The sequence below is a fragment of the Methylorubrum thiocyanatum genome, from assembly GCA_014138645.1.
In the GTDB taxonomy this organism is placed as follows: Bacteria; Pseudomonadota; Alphaproteobacteria; order Rhizobiales; family Beijerinckiaceae; genus Methylobacterium; species Methylobacterium thiocyanatum.
In genome coordinates this window covers 630,576-643,286 of sequence record JACJIB010000003.1, presented here as the reverse complement: position 1 = coordinate 643,286, position 12,711 = coordinate 630,576, and the positions used below count along the sequence as shown (strand labels likewise).

Below are 12,711 nucleotides of genomic sequence, written 5' to 3'. Positions count from 1 at the left end.
GTCGTCCGGCGCGGTTCGAGCAAGATGGTGCGGCGGGCGCGTGTATCCAGCCGACGCGCTGTGGTGCGGCTGCGCTGTTCAGCCGGCGGCACTGCGGCTAGGAGACGGGCATGGCCCGCAGGAACAGAGAGATCATCCACCAGGGACGCGACGGGTGGCTGTTCCTGATCGGGGGCACCAACGGGGTGCTCCTGCAATACCGGCGCTCGCTCGCCGGCTGGTGGCATCTGCGCCGCTGGGCGCGGCTGATCGAGGCGCGCGCCGCCCGGGCGCAGGCGCTCGGCATCCGCTACGTCCACACCATCGTGCCGGAAAAGCTGTCGATCTACGACGACCGCACCCTCGATCTCGATTACGACCCGCGCCTGTCGCCGGCCCGCCGGCTCGCCCGGCGCCTCGACCGGATGGGCGGCTTCGTCGATCTCGTGGCGCCCCTGCGCGCCGCCCGCGACGACGGCGCGCCGCTCTACCGACGCACCGATTCGCACTGGACCTACGAGGGCTGCCTGGTCGGCTACCGGGCGCTGCTGCGGGCCTGCGGCGCGGTGGCCCCGCCCGACATCGCCGAGCGCCCGCGCTTCCCCCATGACGGGCTGTGGGATCTCGGCGACAAGCTGCCGGGGCGGCCGCGGGAGACGGTGGTGAACTGGGCGGTGCACCGCGACGCGTCGCGCGCCTATGCCAGCCCGCTGGTCGAATCCTACGAGGCGGCGGGAAAGGCGGGCGACCTGCATGTCGGCGCCCATGTCATCTACCGGAATCCTTCCCCCCAGGCCGACCCGCGCACCCTGGTGCTGTTCGGGGATTCCTACGCGCATTTCGCGCCGATCATGCTGACGAGCTTCCTCGCCGAGACGTTCCGCGAGATGCATTTCGTCTGGTCGTCGAGCATCGACTGGGGTTACGTCGAGCGGGTGCGCCCCGACATCCTGATGTTCGAGATGGCCGAGCGCTTCCTCGTGCGCATCCCGGGCGACGATTTCGACGTCGCGGCCTACGAGAAGCCGGGGATGGAGAAGCCGGTGCGTCAGGCGGAGACGGCGCCCCTCGTCTGAGGCCCTGGTCCGTCGCGCTGCGGCGCCCCTCGATGGAGGAGCGCCGGATTGGTCTTCACGAAATCAGGATCTCAGCGGGAGCAGACCCGCTGACGGGCCGGGCCGCCGCCGCCGGCCTGATAGCTCTTCGCGTGGCCGATCGAGCCGGTCATGTCCTGGGTCGGATTGCCGCCGCCGCGCTTCACCACGATGTCGCAGTAGCCCGAGGGGCCGCCCACCGCCAGGGGAAGCGCGCCGAAGCCGCCATTGGCGACGCGCGGCGGGGCCGGCGGCACGACCTGCGACGGAAGCGCGGACCAAGTGCCCTTCTTCGACCGGGCCGACTGAGCCGAGACCGGGGTCGCCGCCGTCGCGACCGCGAACAGGACAGCCGAGGCGAATGACGCGAAACGCAGCATGTTGTGCTCCTCTCGTGTTCATACATCGATTAATTTCGAAGCAATAGCACAAGTAACATGCAAATCTGCGGATAAAAGTGTGTTTGAGCACAATAATGCGATAAATTTTAATCCCACGAACTATTTATAATTTTGTTGGGATTAGATCTGTTTCTTGGACGTAAGGCTCGAATAGCAGCAAGGCCGGGTGTCGGCTGAACTTTATGTTCGGCGGCCATGCCCTGGGGCCTGGGGCGGTGCCTGCGATGGAGCCGGCCGGGGGCGCTTCGAACCGCGCCAGTCGAGGTGGATCCGCCGTCACAGCAGACGCCGGTCACGGCCTCAGCGCGGCGGGAACGACAACAGGCCGCGTCCCTGTCCGGGGCGCGGCCTGGCTGCACGTCGTGAGATCCCGGGCGTGTGGCGCGGGCTCCGGTGTCTCTCGCGGACCGCCGCGGATCGCGGGCGGCCGGAGCGTCTCGAGGCGCTGTTACACCCCGACCCGCTTCTGCGCCGCGTGGGACGGGGCGTTCGGCAGGCCCGGAGACGGCGCGCCCATCAGGGACATCGGCGCCGCGGCGGTGGCTTTCGGCGACGGCGCCTCGTTCGCGGCCGGATCGGCGGCCCGCGCCCGGAAACCGGAGGCGAGGGTTTTGGCCTCGGTGAGATCCTTCGGCGAGAGCTTGGTGGCGACCTCGTCGCGCTTGCGGCCGGCCTCCTGATCGCCCTGCGCCGCGGCGGCGGAGAACCAGAGATAGGATTGGACGAGGTTCTGCTCGACGCCGAGTCCGCGGGCGTAGAGAACGGCCAGATTGTACTGGCTGTCGCGCACACCGTGCTCCGCGGCCCGGCGGAAGGCGTTCGCGGCGCTCGCGAAATCCGGCCGGCCGTTGGCCGCCGGATTCTCCGCGTGCAGGACCGCGAGGTTGTGCATCGCGCGGATGTTGCCCTGATCCGCCGCGCGGCCGTACCAGACCTTCGCCTTCTCGATGTCCCGGACCACGCCGGAACCCTTCTCGTAGGCATTGCCGGTCTTGAACTGGGCCGGTCCGTAGCCGGCCGTCGCAAGCTTCTCGTAGAGCTTGGCGGCGAGCGCGAGGTCGCGCGTCACGCCGCGGCCCTCGGCCTCGCGGGACGCGATCTCCCAGACCGCGGCGCCGTCGCCGTCGAGGGCATCCTGCTTGAGCTTGGCCAGGCCCGGCGGCAGGGGGGCGAGGTCCGAACCCAGGGCGGCCATGCCGGCGACCTGGGGTAGCCCGCGCTTGGCCACCGGGGATTTCGCGTCGGCGATGGATTGCGTCGTCGCCGGGTCGGCCGGCACCGCCGGGGGATTGGCCCGAGCCGGCGCCTCGGCCGAAGCCTCCGCAGGCGCGGCCGACGCCGGCTCCGAACCAGGCTCGGTCTTGGCCTCCGCGCTGCGCGTAGTGCCGCCCTCGGAGGCAGCCGGGGCGGTGCTCGCCACCGTGGGGCTTTCCGGCGCGGCGGCTTCGCCGGCCGGCGTGCTCTTGCCGGCGAGGAAGGCTTGGTAGGCGCCGAGCGCCAGCACTACGGCGGCGAGCCCGAGCAGCAGCGTGCGGCGGCGGCCGTCGAGGGCGCCGCGGAGCCGCGAGAGCGGCGTCGCCTCCGCGCCCGCAGCGCCCGGCACGCGGGCGGCCGGGGCGACCTTGTCGCGTAAGCGCGCCGTCAGCGGGGTCTCGGCGGCGGTTTCGGCCTGGGCCGCCTGGGCTGCGCGCCGCGCCGCGGCGATGAAGCTCGTCTTGATGTCGGCGCTGCCGGCGGAGGATCCCGCCTCCGGCGCGGCCGGGCGCCCGGCCGCGGGCCGGCCGGCGCCGGGCTCCAGCAGCTCCTCGGACATGCGGTTCGCCTGCGACGGGGCCGCGGCGTCGGGCTTCGGGGTCTGGTGCGGCCGGCCCAGCGGCTGGCCGGCCGTCTTCGGGGCGGCCGTCTTCGGAGCGGCCGGGCGCTCCTGGGCGATGCGCTCGCTCCGCGGCGGCGCGGCGGGGGCGTGCTCCTGCGGAGCGCCCGCGGTGAGCGCGGCGGCGGAGGTCATGGTCCGGTCGAGCTGCTCGCTCAGCCGCATCAGCACCGATTGCACACCCTCCATGGTCGATTGGAGGCGCTGGTCCGAACCCTTCTGGTGGGCGCGGATCTCGGCGAGATCGGCCCGCAGCAGCTCAACCTCGCCGCCGGCCGCCGCGAGCGGGCCAGCCGAGCCCGACACGGCCTCGCGGACGGCGCGCTCGACGGCGGCGTCCAGACCGGCGCCGTCGCGCAGGGCCGCGACCTGGGCGAGCAGGTCGCCCATGGAGCGTTCGAGGCGCGCCACGGCCGGATCGGCGGTGCGCGGGGCGTCGAGCCGGCTCGCCAGGGCGAGGACATGGCGCTCCAGGGCATCGAGGCCGCTGCCGCCCGCGCTGACGCGATCGACCTTCTCGGCCACCGCTTCGAGCCGCTCGATCAGGTCGCCGACGGAACCGGCCTCGGCCCGGTCGAGCCGGTCGGCCAGCGCCTCGAACCGGCCGAGCAGCGCGCCGGGAAGCTCCTGGGCGGCGGCGGGCGCCTTCAGCTCGCCGCGGATCTCCTCCAGCAGCGGCTTGATGGCGGCGAGCCCCGCATCCTCGTCCCGCTGGAGCTGCGCGATCTGGGTGCTGATGGCCTGCACGCCCTGGGCAAGGCTCTGAATCCGCTCCGGTCCCGCCAAGGCGGCCACGAGGCGGCGGATCTCGTCGAGTTCGCGGAAGACGCTTTCGAGGGCGCTCTGGTCGGCCGGACCCGACAGGGCGCCGGAAAGAACCTCGTCGACCTTGAAGGCCAGGCGCTCCACCTCGCCCGCGACGCGAGCATGGACGTTGTCGGCCACGTCCTCGGCCAGCCGCTCCACCTGGACGCGCATCAGCTCGATCGGCGCGGCGATGGCGGCGACTTCGCGCGGGTCGCGTGCCCGCCGGAGGTCGCTGGCGACGGCGTGCATGGTCTGCTCCAGCTCGCCCACGTCGCGGCCGGTGGCGAGGCCGCCGAGCGTGTCGCGCAGCCGGCTCGTCTCGCGCTGCAGCTCGGCGATCGCCGCCGACGGTATCGCGCCGGAGACGGTATCGGCCTGCATCTCCGTCCGCACCGGTCCGTCGTCCTGCCGCCCGGCGGCGGCGTCGGCGGCGTCAACGGCGGTGTCGGCGTTCCACTCGGCGATCCCCTCCTCCAGCTCGCGCTGGCGGCGTCGCACCTCGGCGACGGCGTCGCGGACCTCGCTGGCGAGCGGGCGCCCGCGCCGGCCCAGCGGTCGCGGGGTGTTCAGTTGTCCGGCCAGTTCGCCCATCCTGCGCTCGATGTCGCCGGCCATCCGCGCCGCATCGGCCTTGGACGCTTCGCGTTCCGCGCTGATCGAGTGGTCGAGGGCGTCGAGCCGCCGCATCATCGCGCCGAGCGAGGCTTCGAGCGAGGCCATCGCCGAGGCCTCGGCCGCCGGAGCAGAGGAGGATTCGCGGCGCTTGTGCTGTGGGGCCGCCGCGCCGGGGTCGGACGCGGAGGCCGGTTCCGCCGCCCGTCCTCCGACCTGCCGCACCGGCTCCGTGCCCGTGGCCGCCGGCTTGTTCGCTGTCTTGGTGGATGGTGGCGCGGCGTCCGAGCGTCGGCGGCGCGGCGCCGGCTTCGACGGGGTGGGCGCAGCCACCGAGGCGATCCAGGTCTCCAGCGGCACCCCCGCCCGCCGGGCGACCTCGCGGGCAGCCGCGAGCACCTCCGGGTCGAAGCTGTCGAGGCTGATCGGGGCAGTCTGTTTCATCTCGCGGAGATCCGAAGTCGGCGGCTTCCGGCGTCCGTCCCCCGGCCGGTTCGCAAGGGGGCGAGGCGCGGCGGCGTGCGGATCGGACAGGGCCGACCTTTTCCATTCTTGGTAAATGGCCGGTTAAGAATGCGCTCGAAGGCGGCGCACTTTTCCGGGACGCGCGGACAGAGCGGCGCTTCGGTGGCCCGCCAGCCACCTCGAGCCGTGATGGGCCGCCTGTGGGCAGCGGCCCGGCCGGCCCTTGCGGAGCCGCGGCGGGATAGTTTACATGTGAACTATCGAGGATCGGCACCGGTCGTATCGGGCCGGCCCACCTCAAAAGGATGCGGGAGGCTGACGCGATGCCGAGCTACCGGGCCCCGGTCGAGGACACCCTGTTCCTCCTCAACGACGTTCTCGCGATCCATCGCTACGACAACCTGCCGGGCTTCGCGGAAGCCTCCCCGGACGTGGTCGAGGCGGTGCTGGGCGAGGGTGGCAAGCTCACCGCCGAAGTCTTCGCGCCGCTGAACCTGTCCGGCGATCAGGAGGGCTGTACCCGCCGCGGGGACGGCAGCGTCGCCACGCCGAAGGGCTTCAAGGCGGCCTACGACGCCTATGCCGCGGGCGGCTGGATGGGCCTCTCGGTGCCGGAAGAGTTCGGCGGCCAGGGCCTGCCGCACGTGCTCAACACGGCGATGCAGGAATTCATCTCCGGCGCAAACCTCGCTTTGGGCATGTATCCCGGCCTGACGCAGGGGGCGATCGCGGCGCTCCTCGTCCACGGCTCCGAGGCGCAGAAGGCGACCTATCTGCCGAAGATGGTCGAGGGCGCCTGGACCGGCACCATGAACCTCACCGAGCCGCATTGCGGCACGGATCTGGGGCTCCTCAAGACCAAGGCGGTGCCGAACGGCGACGGCTCCTACAGCCTCACCGGCACCAAGATCTTCATCTCGGCGGGCGAGCACGACCTGTCGGAGAACATCGTTCACCTCGTCATCGCCCGGATCGAGGGCGCGCCCTCGGGCACCAAGGGCATCTCGCTCTTCGTGGTGCCGAAGTTCCTCGTGAACGAGGACGGCTCGCTCGGGGACCGCAACCCGGTCTCCTGCGGCTCCCTCGAGCACAAGATGGGCATCCACGGCAACGCCACCTGCGTGATGAACTACGACGGGGCGAAGGGCTGGCTCGTGGGCCAGGAGAACCGTGGTCTCGCGGCCATGTTCGTGATGATGAACGAAGCGCGGCTGGCCGTCGGCGTCCAGGGGCTCGGCCAGTCCGAGGCGGCCTACCAGAACGCGGTGGCCTATGCCCGCGAGCGCCTCCAGGGCCGCGCGCTGACCGGGGCCAAGGCTCCGGACAAGGCCGCCGACCCGATCATCGTCCACCCGGACGTGCGCCGCACCCTGATGCAGATCCGCGCCTTCAACGAGGCGGCCCGCGCGCTGATCCTCTGGACCGCGCTCAATTCCGATATCGCCCACCGCTCGCCGGATGCCGGGCAGAGGCAGGCGGCCGACGACATGCTCGGCCTGATGACCCCCGTGGTGAAGGGCGTGCTGACCGACCGGGGCTTCGCCAACGCGGTCGAGGCGCAGCAGATGTTCGGCGGCCACGGCTATGTCGAGGAATGGGGCATGTCGCAGTTCGTGCGCGATGCCCGCATCGCCATGATCTACGAGGGCGCCAACGGCATCCAGGCGATGGATCTGATCGGCCGCAAGCTGCCCAAGGACGGCGGCCGGGCGATGATGGCGTTCCTCACCGAGGTGCAGACCTTCATCAAGGACCACGGCGAGGACGAGGCGATGAAGCCCTTCACCGCCCCGCTCCAGCCCGCGCTCGATGACCTCCAGGCCGCGGTGATGTGGCTGATGCAGAACGCCTTCTCGAAGCCCGACAACGCCGGCGCCGCCGCCACCGACCTGATGCACCTCCTCGGGCAGGTCGTGCTGGGCTACATGTGGGGCAAGATCGCGCGGGCGGCGCTCGCCCGGAAGGCCGAGGGGGCCGACGTCGAGCGGATGGACGCCAAGCTCGTGCTCGGCCGCTTCTTCATGGAGCGGATGCTGCCGGAGACGAGCCTGCGCCTCGCGCGGATCAAGGCCGGCGCCGAGACCACCATGGCGCTGCCGGCCGAGGCGTTTTAAACGCTGCCCGGAACCCCGATCCCCCGAGCTGGGAGAGGGGTATCCTGCGGCGCTGGCGACCGGGAAGACGAGGAAGCGTACGATGCCCGAGGCCTACATCTACGATCACGTCCGCACCCCACGCGGCCGCGGCAAGCCGGACGGTTCGCTGCACGAGGTGACGGCGCTGCGCCTCGCCGAGACGGCTTTGCGCGCCCTGAAGGACCGCAACAATCTCGACACCCGGGCCGTGGACGACGTGGTGCTCGGCTGTGTCGATCCCGTCGGCGAGGCCGGCGGCGACATCGCCCGCGCGGCGGCGCTCGTGGCCGATTACGGTACCCATGTCCCCGGCGTGCAGATCAACCGCTTCTGCGCGTCGGGCCTCGACGCCATCAACTTCGCCGCGGCGCAGGTCATGGCCGGCCAGCACGACCTCACGGTGGGCGGCGGCGTCGAATCGATGAGCCGCATCGGCCTCGGCGCCTCCGGCGGCGCCTGGCCGGTCGATCCGGCGATCGCCGTCAAATCCTACTTCATGCCGCAGGGCGTCTCGGCCGACCTCATCGCCACCAAGTACGGTTTCTCCCGCGACGATTGCGACGCCTACGCCGTCGAGTCGCAGAAGCGCTCGGCCAAGTCGTGGGACGAGGGCCTGTTCCGGAATTCCGTCGTACCGGTGCGCGACATCAACGGCATCACCCTGCTCGACCGCGACGAGCACATGCGGCCGACCACCGACATGCAGTCGCTGGCGAGCCTGAAGGCCTCCTTCGTGCAGATGGGCCAGATGGGCGGCTTCGACGCGGTGGCCGTCGATGCCCATCCGGATGTCGAGGCGGTGGAGCATGTCCATCACGCCGGCAATTCCTCCGGGATCGTCGACGGGGCGGCCGCGGTGCTGATCGGCTCGCGCGAGGCCGGCGATGCGGCGGGCCTCCGGCCGCGGGCCCGCATCCGGGCGTTCGCCAATATCGGCTCCGATCCGGCGCTGATGCTGACCGGCCCGGTCGATGTCACGAAGAAGGTGCTGGCGCGGGCCGGGATGGAGCTGTCCGACATCGACCTGTTCGAGATCAACGAGGCCTTCGCCTCCGTGGTCCTGCGCTTCCACCAGGCCTTCGACCTCGACCCGGCGCGGGTGAACGTCAACGGCGGTGCCATCGCCATGGGCCACCCGCTCGGCGCCACCGGGGCGATGATCCTCGGCACCGTGCTCGACGAGTTGGAGCGCACCGGCAAGGAACGGGCGCTCGTCACCCTGTGCATCGGCGCCGGTATGGGCACCGCCACGATCATCGAGCGGGTGTGATCGCCGGGCGGCGTCACGCCCGCCGCCCTGCCCTGCCATCGCTGCGCAAACGCTGCTAAGGGCCTCCCACGCCGCGCCCTTTCGACCGGGTGCGGTCCCAGAACACCAATGGGAGCAACGCCACGATGAAGACCACGAAAGCCGTCCTGTGCCTCGCCGCCGTGCTGGCCCTGCCGCTCGCGGCGCGGGCCGACGACAATGCGGACAAGCTCGCCGTCGCCACCAAGCTGACCGAGAAGACGGTTCTGAAGAACCTCGATACCGGCTTCGGCGGCGCGCTGGAGAAGACCGTCTCCACCATGCCCGAGGGCAAGGCCGAGAAGGTGCGCAAGGAGGCCAAGGCCGAGTTCGACAAGCAGCGCAAGGAGCTGCTCGACGGCCTGTCCAAGCAGTATGCCGACAAGTTCAGCCTCGACGAGCTGAAGGAACTCGACAAGATCTACGACGACAAGACCTACCAGAAGTTCCAGGCCGTCAATGCCGACCCGAAGTCGGAGGTGAACCTGCTGTCGCAGGCGGTGGTGACGCGGCTCCTGAACATGCTGACGCTCGCGGCCGCCAGCGACCAGACCGGCGGCGCTCCGGGCGGCCTGCCCGGCGGCATGCCGACCCCTGCGCCGACCCCCGCCAAGTAACCGGGCGGAGGCGTGAGGATGCGCGGCGCGGCGGAGAGCTTCGGGCGGAGGGCGTCAGGCGACGCGCTTGGCCGTCGCGCCGTCGGCCGCGAAGCCGGCGACCGGCGGCAGGGCTTCCAGCGCCGGACGGGCGAAGTGGTAGCCCTGCAGCAGATCGATGCCGAGGCCGTGCAGCGCCGCGGCCTCGGCCGCCGTCTCGATGCCCTCGGCGATCACCGCGACGCCCAGCGCCCGCGCGATCTGGTTGATGCCGCCGACGATGGTACGGCGCCCGGCATCCGCGTCGAGGCCGCGCACCAGATCCATGTCGATCTTGATCAGGTTCGGGCGGAAGTTGGCGAGCAGGCCGAGGCCCGCATAGCCCGCGCCGAAATCGTCGAGCGCCGTGAGGAAGCCCTGCCGCCGGTACTCGGCGACGATGCGCTGGACATGGGCGACATCGTGGAAGCGCTCGTTCTCGGTGAACTCGAAATTCAGGCGGCCGTTGTCGAAGCCGACGCGGCGGGCGGCCTCCAGCGAGGCGCGGATGCAGGCCGCCGGCTCGTAGACCGCGTTGGGCATGAAGTTGATCGACAGCTTGGTGTCGCCGCCCGGCGGGAACAGCCGGCCGGCCAGTTCGATCGCCTTGACCCGGGCGGCCTGATCGAAGCGGTACAGCGTCTCGTCGGTGACCCGCGACAGGATCGAGCCGGCCGACTCGCCGCCCGGCCCGCGCACCAGCGCTTCGTAGCCCCAGACTCGCCGGTTGGCGACGTCGACGATGGGCTGGAAGGCCATGGTGAAGGCGAAGTCGAGATCCGCCCCGTCGCGGCAGGCTCGGCAGGCGGGGCGCGGTCGGGCGTCCGTCATCATGGGCTGTTCGAAGGCTGGCGTGAGGGGCCGGGGCGGATCGCGCGCCGGTTGCACCCCCCATGACGGGCCCGTCCCCTTAAGATTCCGATACGGCCAGGCTTTTTTCCTTCGAGGTTCCGCGATGACCGCCACCGAGAATTTCCGCTTCGAGACCGATGCCGACGGCATTGCGCTCGCGACCTGGGACATGCCCGGCCGCTCGATGAATGTCATCACCATGGAGGTGATGGCGGAGCTGGAGCGGATCGTCGACGCGGTCGTCGCCGACGAGGCGATCAAGGGCTGCGTGATCGCGTCCGGTAAGTCCAACTTCTCCGGCGGTGCCGACCTCACCATGCTCCAGGGGCTCGGCGCCGAGTACGAGCGCCTCAAGGCGGCCGAGGGCGAGGATGTGGCCATGCGCCACTTCTTCGAGGAATCGCGGCGCCTCAGCCTCGTGTTCCGCAAGCTCGAAACCTGCGGCAAGCCCTTCGCCGCGGCGGTGCACGGCCTCTGCCTCGGCGGGGCCTTCGAGCTGGCGCTCGCCTGCCATCACCGGGTGCTGGCCGACGACGACAAGACCCGCGTCGGCCTACCCGAGATCAAGGTCGGCCTGTTCCCCGGCGGCGGCGGCACCCAGCGGGTGGCGCGGCTGATGCAGACCGGCGACGCGCTGCAGATGCTGTTCAAGGGCGAGCAGATTCGCCCACTCATGGCCAAGAACATGGGGCTCGCCCACGCGGTGGCGCCGGCGGCCGAGATCGTCGAGCGGGCGAAAGCCTGGATCCGCGAAGGCGGCTCGGCGGTGGCACCCTGGGACGTTCCGAAGTTCAAGGCGCCGTCCGGCAAGGTCTACTCGCCCGCCGGCATGATGATCTGGCCGCCGGCCAACGCGATCTACCGCCGCGAGACCCACGACAACTATCCGGCCGCCAAGGCGATCCTGGCCTCGGTCTACGAAGGCCTGCAACTGCCGATGGATCTCGGCCTCAAGGTCGAGAGCCGCTACTTCGCCCACATCCTGCGCACCAAGGAGGCGCAGGCGATGATCCGGACGCTGTTCATCTCCATGGGCGAGATCAACAAGGGCGCCCGTCGGCCGAAAGACGTGGAGCCGACGAAGGTCGGCAAGGTCGGCGTCATCGGCGCCGGCTTCATGGGCGCGGGCATCGCCTATGTCAGCGCGCTGGCCGGGATGGAGGTCGTGCTGATCGACCGCGATCAGGAGGCGGCCGAGGCCGGCAAGGCGCATTGCCACAAGCTCATCACCGGGCAGATCAACCGCGGCAAGGCCAAGACCGCCGACCGCGATGCGCTGCTCGCCCGCATCACCGCGACGCCCGACTATGCCGCGCTCTCCGAATGCGACCTCGTGATCGAGGCGGTGTTCGAGGATCCGAGGGTCAAGGCCGAGGTGATCGCCCGAGTGGAAGCCGCGCTGCCGGAGCACGCGATCTTCGCCTCCAACACCTCGACCCTGCCGATCTCGGGGCTGGCCCAGACCTCGAAGCGGCCGGAGCAATTCGTCGGCATCCACTTCTTCTCGCCGGTGGAGAAGATGCTGCTCGTCGAGGTGATCCGCGGCAACCAGACCGGCGACCGCGCCGTCGCCACGGCCCTCGACTACGTGCGGGCGATCAAGAAGACCGGCATCGTCGTCAACGATTCCCGCGGCTTCTTCGCCAACCGCTGCGTGCTGGCCTACATCAAGGAGGGCCATAAGATGCTCGCCGAGGGCGTCCCCCCGGCGATGATCGAGAACGTGGCGCGGATGGCCGGCATGCCGGTCGGCCCGCTCTCGCTCAACGACGAGGTGGCGCTCGATCTCGGCCTCAAGATCATGCGGGCGACCGAGGCGCAGCTCGGCGAGGGCGCCGTCGATCCGGATCAGAAGCGGCTCCTCGTCGCCATGGTCGAGACGCATGGAAGGCTCGGGCGCAAGAACAAGCGCGGCTTCTACGACTATCCCGAGGGCGGCCAGAAGAAGCTCTGGCCGGGTCTCGCCGAGATCCAGCCGAACCGGCTCGACCCCGACGACATCGACGTGGAGGAGCTGAAGCACCGCTTCCTCGTGGTGCAGGCGCTGGAAGCCGCCCGCACGGTGCAGGAGGGCGTGGTGACCGACCCGCGCGAGGCGGATGTCGGCTCGATCCTCGGCTTCGGCTTCGCCCCGTTCACCGGCGGCGCGCTGTCCTACATCGACTTCATGGGGGCCGGTGCCTTCGTGGAACTGGCCCGTGCGCTCGAAGCCAAGCACGGCCCCCGCTTCAGCCCGCCGGACAACCTCCTGGCGATGGCCGAATCCGGTGGCCGCTTCTACGACGCGCTGAAGCAGGCGGCCTGACCCTTGGGGCGGTCGCCCTCCGGGAAGGCCGCCCCGCACGGAACCCAACCGCTCCGCTTTCGTTCAACGCCCGACTGCAGTGAGCGAACCGGAGTTCTCCTTGTCGACTCTCATCAAGATCCTGATCGCGTTCTTCCTACCGCCGATCTCGGTGCTGATGACGAACGGGATCGGGATCCAATTCCTCTTCAACATCCTGCTCTGCCTGCTGTTCTACCTGCCGGGCTCGATCCACGCGCTGTACCTGCTGCTGCGCGACCGCTGA

9 protein-coding genes are annotated in these 12,711 nt (G+C 70.6%); 6 read left to right on the top strand and 3 right to left on the bottom strand.

Annotation, left to right across the window (positions count from 1 at the left end; genetic code table 11):
* The first annotated feature begins 110 nt into the window (after positions 1-110).
* On the top strand, positions 111-1,055 hold the full coding sequence (locus HNR51_RS10625; RefSeq protein ID WP_182554900.1) for an alginate O-acetyltransferase AlgX-related protein: 945 nt from the start codon (positions 111-113) through the stop codon (positions 1,053-1,055).
* 71 nt (positions 1,056-1,126) lie between these two features.
* Here the strand turns inward: HNR51_RS10625 and HNR51_RS10620 are convergent, their stop codons facing one another.
* Positions 1,127-1,453, bottom strand: a complete 327-nt coding sequence (locus tag HNR51_RS10620) for a hypothetical protein (protein ID WP_012455311.1) — start codon at positions 1,451-1,453, stop codon at positions 1,127-1,129.
* A 469-nt stretch (positions 1,454-1,922) separates the two neighbouring features.
* Entirely contained in the window at positions 1,923-5,210 is a 3,288-nt protein-coding gene (locus HNR51_RS10615) for a tetratricopeptide repeat protein (protein ID WP_182554899.1), read from the bottom strand.
* A gap of 344 nt (positions 5,211-5,554) precedes the next feature.
* Here HNR51_RS10615 and HNR51_RS10610 point away from each other — a divergent pair, with 344 nt between their 5' ends.
* From HNR51_RS10610 to HNR51_RS10600, 3 genes are all read left to right on the top strand, one after another.
* A complete protein-coding gene (locus HNR51_RS10610) occupies positions 5,555-7,345 on the top strand; it encodes an acyl-CoA dehydrogenase C-terminal domain-containing protein (protein ID WP_182554898.1) in 1,791 nt (596 codons plus the stop codon).
* Positions 7,346-7,427: 82 nt separating this feature from the next.
* Positions 7,428-8,636: an acetyl-CoA C-acetyltransferase gene (locus HNR51_RS10605; protein ID WP_141952225.1), complete on the top strand. Its 1,209-nt coding sequence runs from the start codon at positions 7,428-7,430 to the stop codon at positions 8,634-8,636.
* A 125-nt stretch (positions 8,637-8,761) separates the two neighbouring features.
* On the top strand, positions 8,762-9,271 hold the full coding sequence (locus tag HNR51_RS10600; protein WP_141952224.1) for a hypothetical protein: 510 nt from the start codon (positions 8,762-8,764) through the stop codon (positions 9,269-9,271).
* Between the two features lie 54 nt (positions 9,272-9,325).
* Here HNR51_RS10600 and HNR51_RS10595 read toward each other — a convergent pair whose 3' ends face one another.
* Positions 9,326-10,123 carry an EAL domain-containing protein gene (locus tag HNR51_RS10595; RefSeq protein ID WP_012455306.1) on the bottom strand — a complete coding sequence of 266 codons (798 nt, stop codon included), beginning with the start codon at positions 10,121-10,123 and terminating at the stop codon, positions 9,326-9,328.
* Between the two features lie 121 nt (positions 10,124-10,244).
* On the opposite strand from HNR51_RS10595, the gene HNR51_RS10590 reads away from it, so the two are divergent.
* Positions 10,245-12,446: an FAD-dependent oxidoreductase gene (locus tag HNR51_RS10590; protein WP_182554897.1), complete on the top strand. Its 2,202-nt coding sequence runs from the start codon at positions 10,245-10,247 to the stop codon at positions 12,444-12,446.
* Positions 12,447-12,546: 100 nt separating this feature from the next.
* Positions 12,547-12,711, top strand: a complete 165-nt coding sequence (locus tag HNR51_RS10585; protein WP_012455304.1) for a YqaE/Pmp3 family membrane protein — start codon at positions 12,547-12,549, stop codon at positions 12,709-12,711.

Excerpts from the sequence above, each read along its gene's own strand:
- HNR51_RS10625 (WP_182554900.1), top strand. The coding sequence starts at position 111 with ATGGCCCGCAGGAACAGAGAGATCATCCACCAGGGACGCGACGGGTGG.
- HNR51_RS10620 (WP_012455311.1), bottom strand. The coding sequence starts at position 1,453 with ATGCTGCGTTTCGCGTCATTCGCCTCGGCTGTCCTGTTCGCGGTCGCG.
- HNR51_RS10615 (WP_182554899.1), bottom strand. The coding sequence starts at position 5,210 with ATGAAACAGACTGCCCCGATCAGCCTCGACAGCTTCGACCCGGAGGTG.
- HNR51_RS10610 (WP_182554898.1), top strand. The coding sequence starts at position 5,555 with ATGCCGAGCTACCGGGCCCCGGTCGAGGACACCCTGTTCCTCCTCAAC.
- HNR51_RS10605 (WP_141952225.1), top strand. The coding sequence starts at position 7,428 with ATGCCCGAGGCCTACATCTACGATCACGTCCGCACCCCACGCGGCCGC.
- HNR51_RS10600 (WP_141952224.1), top strand. The coding sequence starts at position 8,762 with ATGAAGACCACGAAAGCCGTCCTGTGCCTCGCCGCCGTGCTGGCCCTG.
- HNR51_RS10595 (WP_012455306.1), bottom strand. The coding sequence starts at position 10,123 with ATGATGACGGACGCCCGACCGCGCCCCGCCTGCCGAGCCTGCCGCGAC.
- HNR51_RS10590 (WP_182554897.1), top strand. The coding sequence starts at position 10,245 with ATGACCGCCACCGAGAATTTCCGCTTCGAGACCGATGCCGACGGCATT.